Genomic DNA, 21,667 nt, shown 5'->3' on the forward strand with positions numbered 1-21,667 from the left:
TCCCGTCCGGGTGGGCTCCGGTGCCCGCGAACGGCCGGCTGGCCGGGTCAGATAAGGCTGACATGGGCGGCCACGATGCGCCAGCCCTGGGGCAGCCGGACCCAGGTCTGGCTCTGACGCCCCGTCCGGCCCGAGTTCCGGCGCCGGAACTCCGTATTGGCGGTGGCGAAATCGCGGCCGAAGGTGGTGATCACCGTCCGCGTGAGGTCGCGTGCCAGGTCGCCCGCCGGCCGCTCCGCGCGGAAGGCGCGGATCGCGTCGATCCCGTAGAGGTTCTCGCCCGCGCCGTAGCGCAGCACAAGCGGGCTGTCCCAGAACAGCGCGTCGAGCGTCGCGAGGTCGTTGCCGACCAGTGCGCGCTCGTAGCGCTCGAACAGCGCGGTGACCTCTGCCAGCACCTCCGGGATGTTGACCGCCGGATCCTGGATGGTCGTGTCGTGCATGGCGGCCTTTCCTATTGCATAGCCGGGGGTGCTGCCGCGAAGCCGGCGGCCTCGAGCGCCGCGGCGGCGCGCAGGCACAGATCCTCGCGCCAGGGCGCGGCGACGACCTGGACGCCCAGCGGCAGGCGCCCGGGGCCGCGCACCGGCACCACGGCGACAGGCAGGCCGACGAAGGAGAAGGGTTGGGTGAACAGGCCCAGATTCGGCCGCACCGGAACCTCGGCCCCGTCCAGCATCATGGTCGTCTGGCCGATCGCGGGGGCGGCGCAGGGCGTGGCCGGCGCCAGGATCAGGTCGACCTCGCGGAAGAGCTCCAGCATCCGGTCGTGGAACCAGCGGCGGAAGCGCTGGGCCTGGACGGTCCAGGCGGCGGGGATCATGGCGCCGGCGAGGAACCGGTCGCGCGTCGCCGGGTCGAAGTCGGCTGCGCGCCGGCGCAGCCGATCGAGATGCAGCGCGCTGCCCTCGGCATTGGTGATCAGGAAGGCGGAGGCGCGGGCGCGCTCGACCTCGGGCAGGGCGATCTCCCGTTCGACGCCGAGCGTGGCCGCGACGCGGTCGAGCGCGGCCAGCGCCTCGGGCTGGGCGGTCCGGCGGAAGAAGCCGCCTGCGACGGCCACGCGCAGCCCGCCCGTGCCCTTGGCCAGCTCGGCCAGCGCAGGCTCGACCGGGCGGCCGGCGCAGGCAGGGTCATGCGCGTCAGGTCCCTGCAGCGCGTCGTAGCAGAGCGCCAGGTCCTCCGCCGTGCGGCCCAGCGGTCCGAGATGGTCGAGGCTGTCGCAGAAGGGAAAGGTCCCCGTCCGTGGCAGGCGCCCGTAGGTCGGCTTGAGGCCGAAGACCCCGCACAGCGCCGCGGGCACGCGGATGGACCCGTTGGTGTCCGATCCCAGCGCGATCGGAGCGAAGCCGGCCGCGACCGCCGCGCCGGACCCGCCGGACGAGCCGCCGGTCATGCGCGTCGGGTCGTGCGGATTGCGCGAAGGGCCGTAGTGGAAGTTCTCGCCGGTGAAGTCGTAGGCGTATTCACCCATGTTCAGCCCGCCCAGCAGGACCGCGCCGGCCGCCTTCATGCGCGCCACCAGGGCGGCGTCGGCCCCGGCAGGCGGCAGGTCGCGGTTGATCGCGGAGCCGGCCAAGCTGCGCAGCCCCGCCACGTCGAAGAGGTTCTTCACGGCATAGGGCACGCCCGCCAGCGGCCCCGGCCTCCGCCCTTCGGCGAGCGCGCGGTCCACAGCGTCGGCCTCGGCCAGAGCGCGCCCGGCCGTCACGTCGGTGAAGGCGCCGATCTGCGGGTCGTGGGCGGCGATGCGCTCCAGCGCGGCCAGGGCGACGGCCCGGGCGGAAATCTCGCCCGACGCCACGGCGCGGGCGATCGCGGCGGCGGAATCCGGGATGGCCTGCGGCCCCTTTGCCTGCGCGCTCACGGCGTCGGCCTGCCCGGGCGGAAGACGGGAGCAGCTTCGGCGAGACGGTCTGGGCCCGCACCCTCGACAAGGCGCGCCATGGAGGCTGCCACCGCAAGGAAGCCGGCGACGCCCGCGCGCCACTCCGGCCGGATCTCCAGCCCGAGCGCCGGTGCGGCCGCATCCATGTACCGGTGGGGGTCGAAATCGGTCATCAGGACTCTCGGAATGGTTCCTGCGGGGCAGGTCTCGGCCCGATCTTCCGCAAGCGCCGTGCCAGAGCGGCGACGGGCCGCCACGCCGCGGCGCCGTGCGGCGGGACCGCCGCGGCGACGCGGCCGGATGACCGATTCTTGTGCAACTAGGCGCCGATCGGCGCCCGGACGCACACCCGGCGATCAGCGTGCACGCCGCCCGCGGACCGCACGGCGGGGGCGCATCGCGGCGCAGCCGGCGCTAGGCGCGCGGCTCGCGGGACCGGTGCGTACCGCGCCGGTCTACCGTCTCTACTGCCTGCCCGGCGAACCGCCGTGTCCGGGGCTGGTGCGCGTCCGCGAGGGTGGCGCGGCCATCGACGCCGAGGTCTGGGAGATCCCATCGGCCGGCGTCGCCGCCTTCCTGGCCAGGATCCCTTTCCCGCTCGCCTTCGGGAGCGTCGAGCTCGCGGGCGGCGGGCGCCGCGGGCGCGGAGGACATCTCGGCCCGTGGGGGCTGGCGCAGCTACGTGGCCAGCCTCGGGCGCTGAGCCCGTGCCGCCGAAGGTCAAGTCGGACCGGTCACCGCGCACCGCTCACCGTGCGGATAGCTGGCCGTACACATCTTCCGGATAGATAGGCAACTTAAGCCTTTAGTTATAATTCTTCTGTCTAATGATTGCGGGAAATGGGCCGCGCGGGACAGGTCTTTCCATTGAAAGACCCGCGCCCGCCGGGGCAGGTTGCATGAGCCGTCGATCCTTTCTTCGCCTGACCGGAGTTCGAACGATGATCCGCATCATCCTGATGATGATCGCGATCGCATGGTCCCTCGGCCCTGCAAGCGTCATCGCGGCGGAATCGCTCCTCTCAGTCGCCGTGCCCGGGCGACCCTTGGCGGACCTGGACCTGCAGGCGCTGGACGCGCTGCCGCAGTCGGCAATCGCGACGACGACGCCGTGGCACGCCCAGGCCCGGCGGTATACCGGGCCGCTGCTCCGGGACGTGCTGGGGCCGAGCGTCCGTGCCGGACAGACGGTGATAGTCACGGCCCTGAACGACTACGCCTCCGAGATCCCGGTCGAGGACGCGCTGCGCTACGGCGTCGTGCTGGCGACGCGCATCGACGGCCAACTCATCCCGATCAGGGACAAGGGGCCGCTCTTCGTGATGTACCCCTTCGACGGCCATCCCGAGCTCCGCCAGGAGCTCTACTACGCCCGCGCGGTGTGGCAGGTCGCCCGCATCGAGGTCCGCTGAGCGCGGGCCCGCCGGCCGGTCGGCATTCCGGTGGAGCGCCGCCCGGCCCGGACCCGTCCTACCGGCTGTCCTCGAGGGTGAAGCCGACCTCCAGCGTGACCTGGTAGTGGGAGACGGCCCCACCCTCGATGTTTCCGCGCACGTCGGTGACGCGGAACCAGCGCAGGTTCTTCAAGGTCTGGCTGGCCCGGCCGATCGCGTTCCGCACGGCATCGTCGACGCCCACGGTCGACGACCCGACGAGCTGGACGACCTTGTAGATGTGATCGGACATCGCGTTTCCTCCCTGAAGGGCGGAGCGCCGGCCCGCTGCCGGGCGCCTCCCTGCCACAACAGGCCCGCGCGGGCGCCTGCACCGCCGCGCCCCCTTTGCGGCCGTGGCGCCGGGACAGGCCATGCGCTGCCTGAATGCCTGGACCTTGGGCGCTGCGATGCGCGGGTTCCGTCAATCGGGTGTTGAAGCGGCGTGCCGTCCGGTCGCGGGAGGGCGGCCGCTGCGGGGCGGCCCGTTCCCGACCTTCCTCCTGGCCATGGCGGCGCTGGTGATCGTGAGCCTCTACACCTCGATCAGCGGCCTCATCAAGGCGGAGCTGTTCCCGCCCGAGGTGCGCGCCCTGGGCGTCGGGCGTGCCTATGCCATCGCCAACGCGCTGTTCGGCGGCACCGCCGAGTACGTGGCGCTGTGGCTGAATTCCATGGGGCAGGAGGAGGCGTTCTTCTGGTACGTCACCGCCATGTGCGCCATCGCCTTCGTCGTGTCCCTGCGCATGCCGGACCCGCGGCGCCACGGCTATCTCCGGGACTGAGCACGGCCGGACATGGGGGCGACGGCCGGCACGGCGCGGCCGGCCCGCCCCTCAGGCGGCCCGCACCGTGGCGAGGAAGCGCGTCACCTCGCTGCGCAGGGTCTCCGCGCCGGCGGCCAGGCCGCCGGCCGTGGCGAGCACCTGTGAGGCGGCGGAGCCCGTCTCCTGGACGGCGCGGTCGACGCCCGCAATGTGGGAGGAGACCTCCTCGGTGTCCTGGGCCGCGCGGACGACGTTTCCTGCGATGTCGCCCGTCGCGGCGTTCTGCTGCTCGATCGCCGCGGCGATGGCCGCGGTGATCGCGCCCATGCTGCGGATCGTGGCGCCGATGCCCTCGATGGCGGCCTTGGCGCCCTCGGTCGCGGACTGGATCTCGGCGACCTTGGACCGGATCTCCCCGGTCGCCCGGGCGGTCTGGGTGGCCAGCGCCTTCACCTCGGAGGCGACCACGGCGAAGCCCTTGCCCGCCTCGCCGGCGCGCGCGGCCTCGATGGTGGCATTCAGCGCCAGGAGGTTCGTCTGGCCGGCGATGGTACCGATCAGATCCATCACGGCGCCGATCTGCCCGGCTGCCTCGACCAGCGTCCCGATGGTGCGTGTCGTCCGCTCGGCCTCGTCCACCGCCTGGCCCGCGATCCGGGTCGATCCGTCGACCTGACGCCCGATCTCGGCGATGGAGGAGGACAGCTCCTCCGTCGCTGCGGCCACCGTCTGCACATTGGCGGAGGTTCGTTCGGACGCCACGGCGACGGCCTCCGAACGCCGGCTCGCCTCCTCGGCGGTCGATGCCATGGCGCCTGCCGCGCCCTGCATCTCGGTGGCAGCCGATGCCACGGTCTCGACGACCGACTTCACGTTCGCCTCGAACAGGTCGGCCATGGCGAGCAGCGAGGTGCGGCGCTCCTGCGCGAGGCGGGCCTCGGCCTCCTTGGCCTCGCGCTCCATCTCCCTGCTGCGGAGCATCGCGTCCCTGAAGACGCCGAGCGCCCGGGCCATGGCGCCGATCTCGTCGCGCCGCCCGGCCGCGGGGACGGCGACGTCCAGGTCGCCCCCGGCGATGCGTCCCATGGCTGCGGTCATGGCGCCGAGCGGGCGGGTGATGGCTCGGGTGATCGTCCATGCGACCACGAGGCTGGTCGCGACGGCCAGGGCCGAGACCAAGCCGCCCAGGAGCTTCGCCGCGGCGGTGCGCGCCGCGGCGCCCTCGGCCAGGGCGGCCTGACGCGCCGCCGCGCTGGCGCCGAGCGCCGCGATATGCTTGTCCAGCATTCTTCCGTTGCCGTCCAGAGCCTCGGCCAGCGTCCTGCGCCGCTCCTCGCCCAGACGCGCGATCTCCTCCACCCCGGCCGCATAGTCCGGGAGGCCGCGCACGACCCCGTCCAGCCTGGCCTTGATCCCTGGCTCCGCGATGCCGCCCGCGAGGCTGCCGAGCTGTTCGCGGAGCGCGGCCAGGTCGTCCCGGATCCGCGCGAGATCTTCTGCCTTCTGCTCGGTCACGAAGCGGGCAACCAGGACGCGCACCAGCAGAAAGCGCTCGCTGGCCGCGGCAAGGGAAACGGTGCCCTCGATGTCGCCCGTCTGGCGGCCGGCCTGGACCGTTTCGCTGAGAGACCGGCGCAGCGAGGCGCCGAGCGTGTTGACGATCTCGGCGATCAGCCTGTCGCGCCGCTCCTGTATCGCGACGAGCTGCTCGAACCCAGCGACGAAGGCCTGGTCGAGCTCGCCCGTTTCTGCGATGCGCCGCCGGATGTCCTCGTCCGTCGTGCCCTGCAGGGCCGCGTCACGCCGGGTGCGGAAACGCTCGATCTCGCCGCGGAAGGCCTCCACCGCCCGCGGGGAGCCCGTGGCGGTGAACTCGCGCGCCGACGCCATGGCGCCGGAAATGCCGGCCTCCGCCTGGGCCGCCAGCATCGCGACGCGGGACTCCGTGGAGAAGTCCGTCAAGGCGGCCCCGCTTTCCTCGAGGCCGTTCCACGACAGCGCGCCGAGGCCGGCCAGGAATGCCAGCGTCACGCCGAAGCCACCCAGGATCTTCGTTCCGGTGGGAAGGTCGCTGAGGCGGATCATGTCAAACTCCTCTCCGGCGCCGTCCGAAGCCGGACGGTGCGATGCAGCGAGCTTACAGCCGAAAGTTTGAAGAATACTGTATGCCGGAACTGGGTTGGACCTGCAGCCCTGCCTTCCGCATCGGCTAGACTGTTCGGGACCAGGGCTCCTCTGAGGCGGCAGGAGGGACATGACCCGTCGTCAGGGCCACACGGAAGGACATCGGGTCGGGCAGATCGGCTGGCTGCGGGCGGCCGTGCTCGGGGCCAATGACGGCATCGTCTCGACCGCGAGCCTGGTCCTCGGCGTCGCCGCCGCCACGGCGGTGCGCGGCGACATCCTCGTTGCGGGCGTGGCGGGAATGGTCGCGGGCGCCATGTCCATGGCCGCGGGAGAATATGTCTCCGTCAGCTCGCAGGCGGATGCCGAGGGAGCGGAGCTCGCCCGCGAGCGCCGGGAGCTCAGCGAGGATGCCGAGTTCGAGCGCGACGAGCTTGCGGCGATCTATGTCGGGCGCGGGCTCGATCCCGGCCTCGCCCGCGAGGTCGCACGTCAGCTCATGGAGAAGGACGCGCTCGGCGCCCATGCGCGGGACGAGCTCGGGATCTCCGAAATTACCGCGGCGCGCCCGCTTCAGGCGGCGCTGGCTTCGGCGGCAGCTTTCGCCGCCGGCGCCGTCCTGCCGCTCCTGGTCGCGGCGCTCGCGCCCATGGCGACCCTGGCGCCCGCGGTGGCGCTGGCCTCGCTGGCGTCGCTCGCGCTGCTCGGCGCGGTGGGGGCGCGGGCGGGCGGCGCCGCGGTCCCACGAGCCGCGTTGCGCGTGACCTTCTGGGGCGCGCTGGCGATGGCGCTGACGGCCGCGATCGGGACGCTGGTCGGGCGAGCGGTCTAACTCACGGCCGGATGTGGAGCGCGGGGGTGACCCGGCGTTCCGCCTCAGCCCACGCCCAGATGCGCCTCCCAGTCGTCGCGCATGCGCTGGATCCGCACGGGATCGGACTGGCGCGGGCAGCTCGCGCAAAGCCCGGCGCCGTCCCGCCGGTATTCGAGGCAGCAGGCCTTGCGGTCCAGCGTCAGCTGCTCGCGTCCATCGCCCAGGGTGATGGCCATCAGGCCGCTCTGGCCCCGGAGCCCCGTCGCATCCAGCCACAGCGCGGCGAGAACCCGGATCTCGTCGTTCTCCAGGCCGTCCCCGCCCTCGCCGAGCCGGGGCAGCATGGCCATCAGGCGGTCCGCGAGCAGCCGGCGGGCCAGGACGGGCTTGACCCCGATGACGGCGTCGAGCTCCGCCAGCAGGTCGTCGGCCAGGACGCGCAGATGGGCACCCGCCTGCTCGATCAGCATCTCGGGCGGGCCGGAGACGGTCTCTCCGCCCGGCAGGGCGTAGCCGATCACGCTCGGGCCGTGGATGCGCTGGCTGATCCCGTCGAGGCGCGGGACGATGCCGACGCGGTGGACGGCGAGGACCGCAAGGAGGGCCGGCTGCCATGTCAGCATGCCCCAGGCCCGCAGAGCCCAGTAGCCGCGCCCGGCCTCGGGATGCTGCGCCCTGATGGCGTCGACGAGCTCCGAGATCGCCGTGGCGTTCGACCGGCCGCGGGTCACGCCGCCCGGCAGGTGGCCGCCGATCTCGCCGACCATGCCGGGAAGGATGGCCTCGGCCGCGGCGAGAAGGCGAAGGATCGCCTCATCGGCATCCCGGTGCCTCGGACGCATGCCGCGGGCCGCCGTGGGTTCCCCACGGACCGCGGAAAGCGTTTCCGGCATCGCATGCGCCATGATTCACCCGGGCAGTCGCGGACAGGCTCCACCCAGCTACTGCGAGTCGCTCTTAATTGCAACGGACGTTTTCGGGAGCGGGCATCACGGTCCCCGACGATCCCCGATGCCGTACCAGCCGGCACATGCCCGGCGCATGCCCGGCGCATGCCATGATGCGGAAGCTGCTCAGGAAGGCTGGGGATGAAACACCTTCCCGGCGCCTCCAGGCATGCCGCCCGCTCAAGGCATGTCGTTTGCGTCGCGGAGGAAGAGCCATTCGTCCAGCAGCGTGTCCAGGAACGCGCCGGCGTCGGGATAGTCGAGGGAGCGTGCCCAGGCATCGAGGTCGGGTGGGGGCGCCGTTCCCTGCCGCGCCCAGTGCCAGCGGAGCAGCGAGAGTGGGTCCGGCGGTGCCTCCGCCCGGTCCGGCGCGGGCTCGCCGGCAAGTGCGGCCGCCTTCGCCATGCCGCGCACCACCAGGCGCTGGAACTCCCCGTGCTCGCGCAGGAGGGACGGCAGGTCGCGCGGCGCGGCGGCGCGCTTGAGACGGAGATAGGGCTCACCGGTCAGGCGCAGTTCGTCCAGCGCCATCCTCTCCTCGGGATCGAGGCGTGCGTATGCCGTAGCCTCCTGCCAGCACAGCGTGCGCTGCAGCCGGAACCTGCCCTGCGGCACGGTACCGGACCCCACCTCCGCCAGACGCGACAACAGGTCGAGCGCGTCCGCGCGTTTCTGGTCCACGCGCCCGCCCGGAAGCCAGGCCGCCAGGGCCGCCTGCTCCCCTGCCGACACCTCGGCCGGCACCTCGGCCGCCTCCGCGAGGAGGCGCGCGTAGGACCGGTCGGCATAGAAGGCGACCTTGGCGCGGCGCACCAGCGCATCGCGGCTGCGCCGGCCGATCACGCCCTGCTCCTCGGCGCGGGCAAGCGTGCAGCGGATGTTGACCATGGACTCGGACAGGGCGAGATAGCCGGTCTCCTCCGGCCCATGCAGGACCGCGACCTCGTCGTCGTCCTCGAATGGCTCCTCCGCATAGGGCTCCAGCACCCCGTCGCGGTAGGCCTCGAAGATGCGGCCGATGCCGAGCATGCCGAAGGGCGCGAGTTCGGCCGCCCGCAGCGCGCCCATGCTGGCGGCGCCAAGAACGGGCACGCCGCGCTCCATCGCCCACAGGATCTCCTTGTGCCAGACCGCGGGCCGCTGGCGGAAATACCCGTCCACGATGGCGATCGCGGTGGCGCCGTCGCGGACGATCGCGCGGTGGACGTCGCCTTGCGCGGCAGGTGGCCGGCACAGCGTGCCCGGCGGCAGCCGCGCCTGCGACGGCGGCAGGGTCGGCCCCAGGAAGACGCACGCCCTCATCGGACCGCCCCCGGCGGCTCCGGGGTGTCCCATTCCGGGCCCAGCAGGCCGGGCGCGACCGTCCTGACCACCGGAATGCCGAGGCCGTCCCGGGTAAGGTCGACGGCAACGGGATCGATCCCCGCATCGCCGAGACGCGCCAGCACCGCGTCCAGGTCTTCCGGGACGGTCCCGGAATCCCAGCCCGCCGCCACATCGAAGCGGCGGAAGGGGCGCCCCAGGGGCAGGACGGCCGCCGCCTTGCGGCGCCGTCGCGCGCGAGACGCCGGCGTGTAGGCGTCGGGTGGGATGTCGTCGCGCGCGCCGGCGATCACCGTGGCGCGGACCTGCGCCGCCTCGGCCAGGGCGCGTGCCAGCGCAACCGCCGGGCTGGGGTGGCAGCCGGCCCCGAACTCCGGGTCGGCGAGGTCCCCCCCGCCGTCCGGCGCCCCGTCCGCCACCAGACACAGGAAAGCCGGCACACCGAAACCGGAGGTGACATCCCAGGCAGTCACGGTGACGGCAGCGCGCGCGAAGTGGTCCAGAAGCTCCCGGCAGTCGGGATTCCCAACGGTTGTCAGGTCGATGGCGCGCGCGTCGCGCTCTGCCGGGCTCAGGCGTGCCCAGCGCGCCGTGGCGTCGCGCTCCAGGAGTTCGCACAGCGCCTGGAGAACCGCCTCCGACCAGGTGTTCCCGGATCCCAGGCCGCTGCTGCCCGAGGCGAAGCATCCGCTGCCCGTGGGCAGGGGCAGCGTGTGGTTCAGATGCACGGTCTCGTAGGGCAGCCAAAGTGGCGCCCCGCTACGCAGGCAGCGCCCCTCGATCCACAGGATCTGCCGGCCGGGGTCCCAGCCGCCGGGCGCAGGCGGCAGACCCGCTAGGTCGATCAGCGGACGCGACGGCCTCATCTCGTCGGCGCTGGCCAGCAGCAAAGGCTGCAGGACGTGCTCGGCGTGATAGGCCTCGACCGCCTCCATGGCCGCCGAGACCTTGGCGGCGGCGAGGTCCAGCCCCTTGCCTTGGAAGACGCTGAGCGAGCGCGCGTTCGGGCGGTAGGCCGCGACAACGGGAATGCCGACCCGGTCGAGCCCCGTCAGGTTGGCGAGCCGCGTGACGCCCATCGCCGGCAGCAGGGGGCGCAGCCATGCCAGGGTCGCCTCGGGGTCGCGGATCCGATGCGTGCCGCGGCGGTACCGCTTCGCCCCGGCCTCGCTGGCGAAGGGGTCCGCTCCGGTCATGCCGGCGCCGCCCGCGGTCCGGCCTGGGAGCCGTCGCGCGGGCCCCCGCGGCGCGTCTTGCCGAGAACGTCGCGCAGCGCGGTCGCCTCCCGCAGGTCGGAGGTCTCGAAGCCCTCGGCGAAGCCGGCGAGCACCGACGCGATCAGTTCCCAGGCGGACGAGGCCTGATCCCTGCGCGCCAGCAGCCCCGCGAGACTCGTCGCCGCGCGCAGCTCGAGCGAGCGCGCCTTCTGGGCCCGCGCGACGGCCAGGGCCTTGCGGAGGTCGCCTTCCGCCTCGGCCAGATCGGCATCGCCGGCGAGCAGCAGCTCGCCTCGGCGCCTGTAGAGCTCGGCGCGCCAGTAGAGCAGCCCGTTGCGCTCCACCAGGTCCAGCGCCTCGCCGATCAGGGTCAGCCCCTCCTGGGCCCTGCCCGCGCGGCCCATCACCTCGGCCAGCATCTCGTAGTAGACCGGGAAATCCTCGGTGGTGCCAATCTGCCGCTGCCGCTCGATCCCCTCGGTCATCTCGGCGATGCCGGCCTTCAGCTCGCCGTCGAGGGCACGCGCCCAGCCGCGGAACAGAAGCGCCTTGGCGCCGTGGTCGGCGAAGCCGTGCTCGCGGGCGAAGACCATCATCTCCTCGGCCGCGATGCGGACCGCCCGGACGTCGCGGAGATAGCGGCCGAGCATCAGATCGATGTCCATCGCATGCATCATGCTGCCGCCATGGCGGAGCATGCGCGCCCAGATCACCGCCACGCGGACCCGCTGTCGGGCGCGCGCGGGATGGCCCAGGAGCCAAAGCGACAGGCCGTGCTCGCCGCAGGCACAAACCTTCGGGTCATGCCCGCCATAGGAAACCGCGTGCTTGCGGTAGTCGTCCTGGCGGTAGAGCTCGAGCCCGGCCTCGATGTGGCGCACGCATGCTTCCTGGTCTCCCAGGTTGAACAGGGTCGCCCACTGGCTGTGATGGGCCTGGAGCCGCAGGCCGGGATCGCGAAGCGTCTCCGCCAGGGCGAGCAGCCGGTCGGCCCGCTCGCGCATCACCCGGAAGTTGGGCGAGACCCGCCACCAGCCCCAATGGGCCGTGAAATGCTCGGCCGCTCCCGGCAGGCGGGCGCACAGGCCGAGCGCCTGGTCGTAGACGCGCGCGACCTCCTCGGCTCCTGGACCGTGCGTGGCGATTAGCGCCGGGCCCAGCGCGATCAGCAGCCGCAGGGCCTGCCACAGGGTCTCTTCCGTCTCGGGCAGCGTGGCCAGGCACTCCAGCCCCTTGCGCAAGTGACCGGCGGCCTCGGCATTGGCCGAGCGGGAACCGGCCCGCTGCCCCGCGCGCAGCCAGTATTCGACCGCCGGCGCGGCCTGCCCGGCGGCCCCCCAGTGATGAGCCAGGATCTCGGGGTTGGATTCGGTGACGGCCGGGAATCGCTCCTCCAGCGTGCGGGCGATCAGCGCGTGCAGGCCGGAGCGGCGGCTCAGCAGCAGGCCCTCATAGGCGGCCTCCTGCAGCAGCTTGTGCTTGAAGTCGTAGCTTTCCTCCTCCGCCGAATGGCGGCGGATCAGGCCGGTGCGCAGCAGGTCGTCCAGCGCGCGGCGCAGGTCCTCCTGCGCCATCGGGACGACGGCCGCCAGCAGGTCGAAGGCGAAGGTGCGGCCGATCACCGCCGCCGTCTGCGCCACGTCCCTGGCGGGCCCCAGCCGGTCCAGCCGGGCGGCCAGGAAATCGCGCAGCGTCGGCGGGATCGCCGGCGGGGCGCTCGTCCCCTCGTCCCGCGTCTCCAGGACGGTCTGGGTCAGCTCCTCCAGGAAGAGCGGGATGCCGCCGGTATGCTCCAGGATCCATGCGACGAGTTCCGGCGGCAGCCGCGCGGGGGCGAGGCCGGCGACCAGGGCGGAGCTGTGTGCGCGCGTCAGCGGATCCAGCCGAACGATGGTGGCGCCGGGCCAGTCGGCATCCTGCAGGTCGTCGGGGCGCAGGGTGAGGACGACGAGGATGCGCGCATCGTGGGCCATCCGCCCGACCTGGGCGACGAGCTCCCGGGTCGAGGGGTCAAGCCAGTGCACGTCCTCCACGAGGAACAGCACCGGCCCCTCGCGGGCCAGCCGCGACAGGTGACCGAGCATCGTCTGCGTCAGCCGCTCCTTGAACTTCAGGGCACGTTCGCCCGGGAAGGCGGCCTCGGCGGAGTCGTCGCTGCGGCCGCCCGAGAGATCGGAGGACAGGTCCTCGGCGGCGATCGCCTTCTGGCCGTCCGCCGCCAGCCACTGCCTGAGCTTCTCAAGCCGTTGACGGGGCTGTTCGTCGCGCTCGAGCCGGGCCGAGCGCTCGATCCAGCGGATCACGGGATGGAAGGGGGTATTCTGGCGGTACGAGGAGGCCTCCAGGCACAGCACGGTATGCCCGTCGCGACCGAGGCGCTGGCGGAAGGCCTGGATCAGACGCGACTTGCCGATCCCTGCGTCGCCGGCGACCAGGACCACCTGCCCCGCTTGGCGCTTGGCCTCGGCCCAGCGGCCGAGCAGGACGGCAAGCTCGTCGCGTCGGTTCACGAAGGGCGTTCGCTCGCCCGGCCGCAGGGCCTCGAAGCGGCTTTCGACCTGGCTCTCGCCGAGCACCTGCCAGACGCGCACGGAACGGGGAAAACCGCGCAGCTCCTGCCAGCCGAGCTCGCGGCATTCAAAGAGCCCTCCCAGGAGCTGATGCGTAGCCTCGGTGATCAGCACGCCGCCCGGCGGGGCCAGTGTCTGCAGACGCGCAGCCGTGTGCAACGCCTCGCCCACGGCGGAGGGCTCCCCCGCCGCCTCCTGCGACGCCGGGGTCGCCACGACCAGCCCCGTAGCAATGCCGATGCGCACCTGCAGCGGCCGGCCCCGGCCCGACCGGTCGCCGGACATCCCCTCGACGATCTCCAGACCTGCCCGCACCGCCCGCTCGGCATCGTCTTCGTGAGCCGTTGGATAGCCGAAATAGGCGAGGATTCCGTCTCCCAGGAACTGGGCGATCGTTCCCTCGTAGCGGGACACGATGGCCGCGCTAAGCCGGTGATAGGCTGCGACCAACGCCCCGTACTCCTCGGGATCGAGGCTCGCCACCAGCCCTGACGAGCCGACGAGGTCGGCGAAGACCACCGTCAGGTTTCGCCGCTCGGCCTCGCGCGGCGCAGGTTGGGGTGATGCCGCCGCTGCGAGGCGCGTCCCGCAGCCGCCGCAGAAGGTCGCCCCGGGCGGGTTCTCGCGCCCGCAGGACGAGCAGCGCAGCCGGCGCGGCGCCCCGCACCGGGTGCAGAATTGGGCGTCGTCGGACCAGGCCGCACCGCAGGCGGAGCACTGCATCGCGGCCGCGGCCCGATCAGGCCGCCACCGTCGGGACGGCCTCGCGCTCCCCGACGACGGCTTCCCCGGCAGGAGCGATGTCCCGCCACAGGAAGCAGGCCAGGCACTCGTCCGCGTACTTGCCGCCCGTCAGCGCCCGCTCGGCTGCGAGCACACGTCCGGCGAGGCCGGCGAAGGTCACGTATTCGGGACCGAACCCGTCCCATGCTCGGGCCATGCAGCGCCCCAGCACGTCGCGCGCTGCCAGCAGGGCTTCCTTGAACTCCGTCTCCCGGCCCTCGAAGGCTGCGTCGAAGGCCGCCTGGATCTCCGGAGCGTCGCCCTCCAGCTCGGCATAGGCACGCGAGGTGGACTGGCCGGACCGCTCCAGGATCTCCGGCCCGATCAGGCCCCGCTCCTTCAGCATCATCTGGTAGATCCCGACCAACAGGTCGTAGAAGGCCCCAGTCAGGGGCTGGCTGAGCTCGTGCACCTCGGCGTCGGTCAACTGGTCCAGGCTCTTTCTGGCGGCCGGCATTTCCGAGAGGCGGAGCGTGTTCGCGGCAAGGCGGAATTGGCGGTTCTCAAGCAGTTCGCCAATTCGGTTCAGCTCGTTCAGCGTGTAGAGATTGCCCCGCGAGCCCGCCAGCACCCGCTCGACCACGCCATCCGAATGCAGAAGCGCCACGATGGCGACGAGATCGGCCGCGGATTCATGGAAGGCGCGGAACTCGGCCGTCGTCGCCCCGGGCAGCGGGATGCCCACCCGAGACATCAGGATCACGTGGCCGATTTCGTGCGCGACGGCGTCGAAGTTCAGGCTGAAGGGCAGCCGCGCGTCGCCTTGCGTGACGAAACCGGCCTCCACGTAGCCGAAACCCGCCTGGGCGTTGTCGAACTCCGCCGCGGGGATCAGCTCGAGCGATGGGTAGAGGCTGCGGAAATACCACTCGACCGGGCTGCCGAAATAATCCTCCCAGATGTCGAGCACACGTCGCGCGACGCCGTACATGTGCGCTGCCCGGAAGCCGGGCTCCTCGAACAGGCGCTGGTAGGGCAGCGATCTGTCGAAATGGACGAAGCCGCCTTCCCGCGGCTTGGCTTTGGGCCGAGCCGGGCCGAGATAGGGCGGAAAGGTATCGTCGTCGTAGGGCACCTTGCCCTCGGCATCGACGACGTGCATGCGGCCGTCGGAGGGCCCGGGCATGATCCGGTCCGCCGGCGTGGAGACGACCACCTCCTCCGGATGCTCGAAGCCGGCGACCCAGGGCGGCTGCGGATAGATCAGGAACCGGGCGCCGGTCGCGGCGATCCGGTCGTCGAGGTCTCGGGACATGCTGCACCCCCTCAGAAACGGCGCGGGTTAGTGCTTATCGTTCTCGGAATGGTAGAAGCCATGCCTGGACACCGTCTCGCCGCCGGGTCCCTGGAACACCGCGCGCATCCGCAGGCCGGACAGGAAAGCGGCGCCGCGCCATGCCTGCGACACGACAAGATCCGGACGGTGTCGGCCGGGAAGCTGCCCAAGCTGCACCTTCTCCGCCTCGTCCGAGACCAGGCAGCTCTCCAGGTCCTGATCGATCTTGTAAAGTGCGCCGTCCGCGCCACGAATCAGCGTCACCGCGCTGGTGGGGTCGACGAGACCGGGCATCCGCCCGAACAGCAGGGCCCCCGCTTCCCGCGCATCCGTGCGCAGGCGAACCACACGCTTGTCCGCGGGGATCGTCCAAGCGCGCAGGCCCGCCTCGGTTGACGGCGCTTCGGGCCCCGCCTCCTGTCCGCGGCCCGGAAGCACATACCATTCGGGGGCTCGAAGCTTCTGCGGATCGCTACCGTCCGCGAGGCCGCAGGCCACCACCTTGACCAGAACGGGATCCTCGACCACCTGCCCCGCCGGCAGGAACGAGGCCACAGAATCGTCCAGCGGAACGCCGAAAACGATCAGATCGGAAGCCGTGGGGCGGCCGCCACCGTTCCCTTCACCCATCATGCTCATGTTGCGCACTCCAGATCACGAAGGTTTCTCCCATCGAAATCACTGGCGCGGAATTTTGTGATTGGATAGAAATTTTTTATTACATTCGCAATTTTTGAGATCTCTCCTCAGAAAGTAGCACATTCTATTTTCGCCATGACGTGCTTTTTCGGCTAGTTCCGGCACATGCCCGGAACCGCGCGCGGCGCTGATTGGATGCCCGGCGGTACATCGTTCGGCGCCGGCACGACTTTCGACAAGCCCGGCCGCAAGCCTGCCCTGACTTGCGCCTCAGTCGCCCTTGACGTCCTCGATCATGCGTTCCAGCGCCGCGATGTCGCTGACCACCAGCACGCTGCCGTGCTTCTCCAGCACGCCGTCGCGCAGAAGCTGGTTCAGCTCGCGCGTCACGGCCTCGCGGTGCGTGCCGATGCGGCTCGCGATCTCCGCATGGGTCGGCCGCTTGGCGATCACCGCGCGGTTTCCCACCGGCGTTGCCGCACGCGCCAACCGGAGCATCTCGGCATGGATGCGGCTGCGCACGGCGAGCGTGCTGGCCTCGACGACGCGCATCGTCAGCCCGCGGACGAGCCCGGCCAGCCGGCGCATCACCGCGGCGTTCACTGCCTCGTGCGAACGCAGGACATCCCAGAACTGGGTGGCGGTCAGCATCGCCAGCAACGTGTCGGTCAGCGCGATCACGCTGGCCGAGCGCGGCTCGCCGTCGATCGCCGACATTTCGCCGAAGAGCTCGCCAGCCGACAGGTCGCGGAACATGACCTCCTTGCCGGCCAAGGAGTAGTAGGTGACGCGCACGCGGCCCCGGACGATGAAGAAGACGTCGGTCGTCTCGTCGCCGTAGCGCAGGATCTCCTCGCGCGATGAAAAGCGCCGCCAGCGGCAGCGCGCCGACAGCGCCTCCAGCGCGTCGGGCGCGAGGTCCCGGAACAGCGCCACATGTGCGAGCGTCCGCTCCGCGCGCCGGGCTGCCGGCTCCGCCGCGCCCGGCGGATGGATTCCTGCGGGATCTTCACCCGCGGTCGGATTGGAGGTCATGACGCATCCCTTCGACCGAAACGCGGGATCGGCCGCCGATGCAACCCCGCGGTCGACCATCATGCGCCTTCGGCGGCGGCGGACAAGAACCCTTCGCGAGCGAAGCATCCGCGCTCGCCCTCCCGGAGTTGCGATTGCCTCCGCGCGGTATGCGGCGGCGAAGCGCCGTTTGGTGGGATTCCCCACGGAAGCGCCTGGCGGGTTCGGACATCCTCCAGCCACGGTCACGGAGAGACCGGGTTCGGCTTACCCGCCCGACAGGGCACCCCGGCCCGGCACCGCCGGCCCAAATCCCGCCTCCGGCATCGGCCGGAGCGGCCATGCAACGAAAGGGAGTCACCATGAAGACCATCGTCCATGCCTTGTCCATCGCCCTCATCCTGTCCGCCGGCGCAGCCGCCGCTGACGAGGGCACGCCCAATCCGATGTTCCCCGGCGTCGATTGGGACCGGAGCGCCATTACCCTGAGCACCGGGGCAGCCCAGGGCGATCTCGCCAAGATCGACCTGCCGCAGCCCTCGGCTGGTCGGACGGCCGTTGACGCGGTCCCGGCCTACGATGCGCCGGCCTATCGGGCCGAGCGGATGCCTGCCCAGAACAACTTCAACGACTCCGTGTCCGGCGCCTTCTCGCGCCAGTGACCCGGCACCTCCTGAGCGAACCGGTCCGCTAAACGTCTCGCCCGGCGCATAGAGAGCCCTGACATCGCAGGGGACGCCATCGTCCCCTGCGATTTCTCCTGTCCGCACCGACACGCAGAGATCGGGGCCCGGAGACCGGCGCACCCCCGGGCTCCCGTACTCAGCCGGCCGTGACGAGCCCCGCGAAGAGGGGGCGGCGGCGTCCGATCTCCTCGGCCATGAAGTCGAGGAAGGCCCGGATCCGGGCCACCTTCCTGAGATCGGGATGGGTCAGCAGCCACAGTCCGGTCTCCAGCTCCGGGATCGTATGGCCGATACGGCGCAGCCCGGGATCGGGATCCGCCAGGAAGCAGGGAAGCGCCGCGCGCCCCAGCCCAGCCCGCACCGCCGCCTGCAGGCCTAGCAGCGTGCTCGCCCGGAGGACCACGCGCTCCTCCGGCGCAGCTCCGCGCTGCCATTTCGCGAAACCCGTATGCGCAAGGCTGTCGTCCGGCCCCACCCAGTCGTGCCCGGCAGGATCGTCCGGGGTTTCGGGCTCCGGCGATCCGGCCGCGCCTCGCGCCGCGTAGACCGCGGTCGCGATCGTCGCGGCACGGCGCCCGACCAGCGTGTCGGGCGGCTCGGCGACAGGCCGGATCGCCACGTCGGCGTCGCGTCGCGTCAGGCTCAGGAAGGCGTTCGTGACAACGACCTCCAGCACGATCCCGGGAAAGGACCGCCGGAAATCCGCGAGGCACGGCATCAGCACGGGGATCAGCGTGTCCGTCGTGGTGACCCGCACCGTGCCGCTGGGCCGAAGGTCCTGCCCGGCCAGCAGGCGCTCCAGTCCGGCGAGTTCCGCATCCATGCGCGCGGCCGCCGCGATGATCGCCTCGCCGGCGGGTGTCGCCGCATAGCCGTCGCGCGCCCTGTCAAAAAGCCGCACGCCCAACCGCGCCTCCAGCGCGCCCAGCCAGCGGAATGCGGTCGAGTGATCGATCCCGAGGCTGCGCGCGGCGCCGGTCAGCGTGCCGGTGGTGCCGATCGCCAGAACCAGGCGCATGCCGTCCCAACCGATCCTTTCTTGCACCGGCGCAAGCTCCGCTTGTGAACGCTCAATATCACTTGTTCCCACGAAAGCGTCTAGCTTGGTTCCCGACAACTGAGGAACCAAGCCATGACCGATCACAGGCTCACCCCCTATGCCGCCCTGGTGCTGCGGCTCGCCCTCGGCACGATGTTCCTGTCGCACAGCCTGGCGCTGAAGCTCTTCGTAATGACGCTGTCGGGCAATGCGGCCTTCTTCGAAAGCCTTGGCCTGCCCGGCGCCCTCGGCCACGTCGTCTTCGCCGCGGAGCTCGCGGGGGGCACGCTTCTCGTCCTCGGCGTTCAGACGCGCTGGGTGGCCCTCGCACTTGCGCCGATCCTCGCGGGTGCCGTCTGGGTCCATGCCGGGAACGGCTGGATGTTCGCCTCCGCCAACGGCGGCTGGGAATACCCCGCCTACCTGACGGTCCTGGCCGTGGTGCAGGCCATGCTCGGCGACGGCGCCTTCGCGCTCAGCCCGTCCCGTCCGCTGCCGGCGCCGGCCGCCGGGGTCCCTGCCTTCGGCCGCTGATCCATACCATTTTCCATGCAAGGAGCCACGCAGATGAAGCTCTACCATGCTCCCGGGGCCTGCTCTCTCGCCGTGCATATCGCCCTGCGCGAGGCGGGCCTGCCGGCGACCCTCGTCAAGGTCGACCTCGCCACCAGGACGGCCGATGACGGGCAGGACTATCCCGCCCTCAACCCGAAGGGCTACGTGCCCACTCTGGTCCTGGACGACGGCACGGCGCTGACCGAGGTCTCGGCCCTTCTGCAGTACGTCGCGGACCGCAACCCGGCGGCGGGGCTTCTGCCCCCGGCGGGCACCCTGGAGCGCTACCGCGCGCTGGAGTGGATCGGCTTCATCGCGACCGAGATCCACAAGGGTTTCAGCCCGCTCTGGAATCCGGCAGCCCACGAAACCGTGCGCCAGGCCGCCATCGGGACCCTGACGCGCCGGTTCGAGGTGCTGGAGCATCGCCTAGCCGGCAACGCGTATCTGGCCGGGCCCAGCTTCGGCGCTGCCGACGCCTATGCCTTCACGGTCATGCGCTGGGCTGCTCCTCTTGGAATGGACACCGCGCCCTGGCCGGGCATTCGCGCCTTCCTGGACCGCGTCGCGGCCCGCCCCGCGGTGCGGCAGGCCCTTGCGGCCGAGGGCTTGGCCTGAGTGCCGCCGTGATCGCGGGGCCGGGCTCCGGCCGGCCCCGCGATCGATCCCGGTCATGCGGGATGCCGTCCCCGATCACGCTTGAGGAAAAGCACGACCGGTCGTATTGTCTGCACATGGCCAAGCTGACTCGCGAAAACATCCTGGAAGCCGGTCTCGACCTCCTCAGCGTCTGCGGCTTCTCCGGCATCTCACTCGGACCGCTCGCGGAGCGCGTGGGCCTCTCGAAGAGCGGCCTGTTCGCGCATTTTCGCTCGAAGGGCGCGGTTCAACTCGCCCTGCTCGAACGATCCGGAAGACTGGCGGACCGGCAGATCGTCTCCCCCGCCATGGCTATGCCGCCGGGGCTGCCGCGGCTCCGGGCCCTCGTGAATGGCTGGCTCGGCTGGACGAGCCGGGCGGGGCTGAAGGGCGGCTGTCCCGTTGCCGCCGCCATGTTCGAGCTCGACGACGTCGAGGGCGGGATCCGCGATGCCGTCGCGGCGATGGAGGCCTCCTGGCGGGGCCTGCTGGGGCAGACGGTCCAGGAGGCCGTCCAGCTCGGGCATCTCTCCGCCGATCTCGACGTCGCTCAGTTCGTCTGGGAGCTCTGCGGCATCTATCTCGGCCATCACGTCTCCCTGCGGTTCAACAGGGCCCCCTCGGCCGACATGCGAGCCCAACAGGCCTTTGAAGCGCTGCTGAGGCGCGCAGGCGCATCCGACTGACCTCGTCCCGAAAGGCTCCATGATGCCTGTTGCGACGCCGACCCCCGTCACCGCGCTGGGCCTGATCCTGCCCGTCCTGATCGCCCTTATGTTCATCGGCGTCTGCTCGCTCGTCCGGGAGCCGGCCCGCCGGAACTTCAGCGCCATCTTCGTGGCCGGCGCGGGCGCGGCCTATTTGTCCGGCGGGTTCGGGGTCCTCGAACTCGTCTTCTGCGCCGCGATCACGGTGCTGGCCTACCGGGGCCTCTCGGACTATCGCGCGACCGGCGTGGCCTGGCTCCTCCACAGCGGCTGGGACCTGGCCCATGATCTCTATGGCAACCCGATCATTCCCTTCGTGCCCGATTCCTCCTTCGGCTGCTTCGTCTGCGATCCCGTGATCGCCCTCTGGTACCTGACCGGGGCGCCGAACGTGTGGGGCCTGCTGCGCAAGCACCATCGCAGTGCCCCCGGGCGGCGTCGGGAGGCAGGCATGAGCGCCCGCAGGGTGCCCGCGGAGGATCTCGGGCAGCTCGCGCGGCTCAGGATCGCCTCGGTCGTGGAGACCGGCACCCTGGCGTCGCTGGTCCTCGTCGCCGTGCCGCTCAAGCACCTGGCCGGCTGGGATCTCGGCGTGCGTGCGCTGGGGCCGCTGCACGGGCTGGCCTTCGTCGCCTTCATCTGGATCAGCCTGCGGACCATCGCGGCCGATCCGGATCGATGGCCGTCGAAGGACGCGGCCCGGCTGATCCTCCTTGCCTTCGTCCCGCTGGGCGGCCTCTTCAACCTGCGGCTTCTCCGGCGCAAGGCGGAAGCCCTCGGCGCCACGGCCGGGTGAGGTCATGGATACGTATCTCTGGCTCAAGGCCCTGCACGTGGCCAGCGCCCTCGTGTTCGTGGGTGGCCTGCTGGCCCAGTCGGTCGTGCTCCATGCCCTCGCGGAAGATGCGCCGCCCCATCTGGTGCAGGCGGTGCGGCGGTGGGACCGCCTCGCGACGGGCCCGGCCCTGCTGCTGGTCTGGGGCTTCGGCCTCGCGGCGGCGTCCTCGGGCGGCTGGTTCACGGCCCCTTGGCTAATGGCCAAGCTTGTGGTGGTGATCGGGCTCTCCGCACTGCACGGGCTTCAGGCCGGCCGTCTCAGGCGGCTCGAGCGGGAAAGTGGAACCCCGGGCTTCCAAGCCTTACCGCGGATCGGGCTCGGGATCCTGCTGGGCGCCGCCATCATTGCCGTGCTCGCGGTTCTGAAGCCCGGGGCGACGATCTAGGCGCGGCATTGCGGCGAAGGCGG

The 21,667-nt window shown here is 71.5% G+C and carries 23 protein-coding genes; 10 read left to right on the plus strand and 13 right to left on the minus strand.

Features of this window, described 5'->3' with window-relative positions; all coding sequences use genetic code 11:
* Positions 1-47 precede the first annotated feature (47 nt).
* Genes hpxZ through JUB13_RS22410 form a run of 3 tightly spaced genes read right to left on the minus strand, consistent with a single transcriptional unit; the run spans position 48 to position 2,061 of the window.
* Positions 48-443 (minus strand): oxalurate catabolism protein HpxZ, encoded by a 396-nt coding sequence (gene hpxZ / locus JUB13_RS22400; RefSeq protein WP_207482845.1) that lies wholly within the window; start codon positions 441-443, stop codon positions 48-50.
* Between the two features lie 11 nt (positions 444-454).
* Positions 455-1,867 carry an AtzE family amidohydrolase gene (locus JUB13_RS22405; protein ID WP_328702986.1) on the minus strand — a complete coding sequence of 471 codons (1,413 nt, stop codon included), beginning with the start codon at positions 1,865-1,867 and terminating at the stop codon, positions 455-457.
* Complete coding sequence (locus JUB13_RS22410; protein ID WP_207482847.1) at positions 1,864-2,061, minus strand: DUF4089 domain-containing protein; 198 nt, start codon at positions 2,059-2,061, stop codon at positions 1,864-1,866. Before JUB13_RS22410 ends, JUB13_RS22405 begins: the two co-directional genes overlap by 4 nt.
* 127 nt (positions 2,062-2,188) lie before the next feature.
* On the opposite strand from JUB13_RS22410, the gene JUB13_RS32255 reads away from it, so the two are divergent.
* On the plus strand, positions 2,189-2,680 hold the full coding sequence (locus JUB13_RS32255) for an allophanate hydrolase-related protein (RefSeq protein ID WP_407928165.1): 492 nt from the start codon (positions 2,189-2,191) through the stop codon (positions 2,678-2,680).
* A gap of 149 nt (positions 2,681-2,829) precedes the next feature.
* Positions 2,830-3,300, plus strand: a complete 471-nt coding sequence (locus JUB13_RS22415; protein WP_207482849.1) for an oxidoreductase — start codon at positions 2,830-2,832, stop codon at positions 3,298-3,300.
* Between the two features lie 58 nt (positions 3,301-3,358).
* Here JUB13_RS22415 and JUB13_RS22420 read toward each other — a convergent pair whose 3' ends face one another.
* Positions 3,359-3,574 (minus strand): dodecin, encoded by a 216-nt coding sequence (locus tag JUB13_RS22420; RefSeq protein ID WP_207482851.1) that lies wholly within the window; start codon positions 3,572-3,574, stop codon positions 3,359-3,361.
* Positions 3,575-3,695: 121 nt separating this feature from the next.
* Between JUB13_RS22420 and JUB13_RS22425 the strand changes: the two genes are divergently transcribed.
* Positions 3,696-4,106: a hypothetical protein gene (locus JUB13_RS22425; protein WP_211115621.1), complete on the plus strand. Its 411-nt coding sequence runs from the start codon at positions 3,696-3,698 to the stop codon at positions 4,104-4,106.
* 51 nt (positions 4,107-4,157) lie between these two features.
* On the opposite strand, the gene JUB13_RS22430 is transcribed toward JUB13_RS22425, so the two are convergent.
* Positions 4,158-6,173: a methyl-accepting chemotaxis protein gene (locus tag JUB13_RS22430; protein ID WP_207482853.1), complete on the minus strand. Its 2,016-nt coding sequence runs from the start codon at positions 6,171-6,173 to the stop codon at positions 4,158-4,160.
* A 169-nt stretch (positions 6,174-6,342) separates the two neighbouring features.
* On the opposite strand from JUB13_RS22430, the gene JUB13_RS22435 reads away from it, so the two are divergent.
* A complete protein-coding gene (locus JUB13_RS22435) occupies positions 6,343-7,044 on the plus strand; it encodes a VIT1/CCC1 transporter family protein (RefSeq protein ID WP_207482855.1) in 702 nt (233 codons plus the stop codon).
* Positions 7,045-7,088: 44 nt separating this feature from the next.
* On the opposite strand, the gene JUB13_RS22440 is transcribed toward JUB13_RS22435, so the two are convergent.
* From JUB13_RS22440 to JUB13_RS22470, 7 genes are all read right to left on the minus strand, one after another.
* Positions 7,089-7,868 (minus strand): siderophore ferric iron reductase, encoded by a 780-nt coding sequence (locus JUB13_RS22440; RefSeq protein ID WP_207482857.1) that lies wholly within the window; start codon positions 7,866-7,868, stop codon positions 7,089-7,091.
* 285 nt (positions 7,869-8,153) lie between these two features.
* Positions 8,154-9,275, minus strand: coding sequence for a TfuA-like protein (locus JUB13_RS22445; RefSeq protein ID WP_207482859.1), 1,122 nt, complete (start codon positions 9,273-9,275; stop codon positions 8,154-8,156).
* Positions 9,272-10,492: a YcaO-like family protein gene (locus JUB13_RS22450; protein WP_207482861.1), complete on the minus strand. Its 1,221-nt coding sequence runs from the start codon at positions 10,490-10,492 to the stop codon at positions 9,272-9,274. Before JUB13_RS22450 ends, JUB13_RS22445 begins: the two co-directional genes overlap by 4 nt.
* Positions 10,489-13,806 (minus strand): adenylate/guanylate cyclase domain-containing protein, encoded by a 3,318-nt coding sequence (locus JUB13_RS22455; RefSeq protein WP_207482863.1) that lies wholly within the window; start codon positions 13,804-13,806, stop codon positions 10,489-10,491. The genes JUB13_RS22450 and JUB13_RS22455 overlap by 4 nt, the downstream gene beginning before the upstream one ends.
* A gap of 16 nt (positions 13,807-13,822) precedes the next feature.
* A complete protein-coding gene (locus JUB13_RS22460) occupies positions 13,823-15,121 on the minus strand; it encodes a gluzincin family metallopeptidase (RefSeq protein ID WP_207482865.1) in 1,299 nt (432 codons plus the stop codon).
* 27 nt (positions 15,122-15,148) lie between these two features.
* Complete coding sequence (locus JUB13_RS22465) at positions 15,149-15,781, minus strand: hypothetical protein (protein WP_207482867.1); 633 nt, start codon at positions 15,779-15,781, stop codon at positions 15,149-15,151.
* Positions 15,782-16,051: 270 nt separating this feature from the next.
* Positions 16,052-16,816: a Crp/Fnr family transcriptional regulator gene (locus tag JUB13_RS22470; RefSeq protein ID WP_207482869.1), complete on the minus strand. Its 765-nt coding sequence runs from the start codon at positions 16,814-16,816 to the stop codon at positions 16,052-16,054.
* A gap of 341 nt (positions 16,817-17,157) precedes the next feature.
* Between JUB13_RS22470 and JUB13_RS22475 the strand changes: the two genes are divergently transcribed.
* The gene (locus JUB13_RS22475) at positions 17,158-17,457 is read left to right on the plus strand and encodes a hypothetical protein (RefSeq protein ID WP_207482871.1); all 300 of its coding nucleotides are present in this window, start codon (positions 17,158-17,160) and stop codon (positions 17,455-17,457) included.
* Positions 17,458-17,617: 160 nt separating this feature from the next.
* Here JUB13_RS22475 and JUB13_RS22480 read toward each other — a convergent pair whose 3' ends face one another.
* Complete coding sequence (locus JUB13_RS22480) at positions 17,618-18,526, minus strand: LysR family transcriptional regulator (protein WP_207482873.1); 909 nt, start codon at positions 18,524-18,526, stop codon at positions 17,618-17,620.
* Between the two features lie 87 nt (positions 18,527-18,613).
* Here JUB13_RS22480 and JUB13_RS22485 point away from each other — a divergent pair, with 87 nt between their 5' ends.
* From JUB13_RS22485 to JUB13_RS22505, 5 genes are all read left to right on the plus strand, one after another.
* A complete protein-coding gene (locus JUB13_RS22485; RefSeq protein ID WP_207482875.1) occupies positions 18,614-19,054 on the plus strand; it encodes a DoxX family protein in 441 nt (146 codons plus the stop codon).
* 33 nt (positions 19,055-19,087) lie between these two features.
* Positions 19,088-19,693 carry a glutathione transferase GstA gene (gene gstA / locus JUB13_RS22490; protein WP_207482877.1) on the plus strand — a complete coding sequence of 202 codons (606 nt, stop codon included), beginning with the start codon at positions 19,088-19,090 and terminating at the stop codon, positions 19,691-19,693.
* Between the two features lie 116 nt (positions 19,694-19,809).
* The gene (locus JUB13_RS22495; protein WP_207482879.1) at positions 19,810-20,400 is read left to right on the plus strand and encodes a TetR/AcrR family transcriptional regulator; all 591 of its coding nucleotides are present in this window, start codon (positions 19,810-19,812) and stop codon (positions 20,398-20,400) included.
* Between the two features lie 19 nt (positions 20,401-20,419).
* Positions 20,420-21,217 (plus strand): DUF6010 family protein, encoded by a 798-nt coding sequence (locus JUB13_RS22500; RefSeq protein WP_207482881.1) that lies wholly within the window; start codon positions 20,420-20,422, stop codon positions 21,215-21,217.
* Between the two features lie 4 nt (positions 21,218-21,221).
* Positions 21,222-21,644: a CopD family protein gene (locus JUB13_RS22505; protein ID WP_207482883.1), complete on the plus strand. Its 423-nt coding sequence runs from the start codon at positions 21,222-21,224 to the stop codon at positions 21,642-21,644.
* Positions 21,645-21,667 lie beyond the last annotated feature (23 nt).

This window comes from Arenibaculum pallidiluteum, from assembly GCF_017355985.1.
Lineage (GTDB): Bacteria > Pseudomonadota > Alphaproteobacteria > Azospirillales > Azospirillaceae > Arenibaculum > Arenibaculum pallidiluteum.

Coding starts and splice junctions, on each gene's coding strand:
- hpxZ (WP_207482845.1), bottom strand. CDS start 443: ATGCACGACACGACCATCCAGGATCCGGCGGTCAACATCCCGGAGGTG.
- JUB13_RS22410 (WP_207482847.1), bottom strand. CDS start 2,061: ATGACCGATTTCGACCCCCACCGGTACATGGATGCGGCCGCACCGGCG.
- JUB13_RS32255 (WP_407928165.1), top strand. CDS start 2,189: ATGACCGATTCTTGTGCAACTAGGCGCCGATCGGCGCCCGGACGCACA.
- JUB13_RS22415 (WP_207482849.1), top strand. CDS start 2,830: ATGATCCGCATCATCCTGATGATGATCGCGATCGCATGGTCCCTCGGC.
- JUB13_RS22420 (WP_207482851.1), bottom strand. CDS start 3,574: ATGTCCGATCACATCTACAAGGTCGTCCAGCTCGTCGGGTCGTCGACC.
- JUB13_RS22425 (WP_211115621.1), top strand. CDS start 3,696: ATGCGCTGCCTGAATGCCTGGACCTTGGGCGCTGCGATGCGCGGGTTC.
- JUB13_RS22430 (WP_207482853.1), bottom strand. CDS start 6,173: ATGATCCGCCTCAGCGACCTTCCCACCGGAACGAAGATCCTGGGTGGC.
- JUB13_RS22435 (WP_207482855.1), top strand. CDS start 6,343: ATGACCCGTCGTCAGGGCCACACGGAAGGACATCGGGTCGGGCAGATC.
- JUB13_RS22440 (WP_207482857.1), bottom strand. CDS start 7,868: ATGCGTCCGAGGCACCGGGATGCCGATGAGGCGATCCTTCGCCTTCTC.
- JUB13_RS22445 (WP_207482859.1), bottom strand. CDS start 9,275: ATGAGGGCGTGCGTCTTCCTGGGGCCGACCCTGCCGCCGTCGCAGGCG.
- JUB13_RS22450 (WP_207482861.1), bottom strand. CDS start 10,492: ATGACCGGAGCGGACCCCTTCGCCAGCGAGGCCGGGGCGAAGCGGTAC.
- JUB13_RS22455 (WP_207482863.1), bottom strand. CDS start 13,806: ATGCAGTGCTCCGCCTGCGGTGCGGCCTGGTCCGACGACGCCCAATTC.
- JUB13_RS22460 (WP_207482865.1), bottom strand. CDS start 15,121: ATGTCCCGAGACCTCGACGACCGGATCGCCGCGACCGGCGCCCGGTTC.
- JUB13_RS22465 (WP_207482867.1), bottom strand. CDS start 15,781: ATGAGCATGATGGGTGAAGGGAACGGTGGCGGCCGCCCCACGGCTTCC.
- JUB13_RS22470 (WP_207482869.1), bottom strand. CDS start 16,816: ATGACCTCCAATCCGACCGCGGGTGAAGATCCCGCAGGAATCCATCCG.
- JUB13_RS22475 (WP_207482871.1), top strand. CDS start 17,158: ATGAAGACCATCGTCCATGCCTTGTCCATCGCCCTCATCCTGTCCGCC.
- JUB13_RS22485 (WP_207482875.1), top strand. CDS start 18,614: ATGACCGATCACAGGCTCACCCCCTATGCCGCCCTGGTGCTGCGGCTC.
- gstA (WP_207482877.1), top strand. CDS start 19,088: ATGAAGCTCTACCATGCTCCCGGGGCCTGCTCTCTCGCCGTGCATATC.
- JUB13_RS22495 (WP_207482879.1), top strand. CDS start 19,810: ATGGCCAAGCTGACTCGCGAAAACATCCTGGAAGCCGGTCTCGACCTC.
- JUB13_RS22500 (WP_207482881.1), top strand. CDS start 20,420: ATGATGCCTGTTGCGACGCCGACCCCCGTCACCGCGCTGGGCCTGATC.
- JUB13_RS22505 (WP_207482883.1), top strand. CDS start 21,222: ATGGATACGTATCTCTGGCTCAAGGCCCTGCACGTGGCCAGCGCCCTC.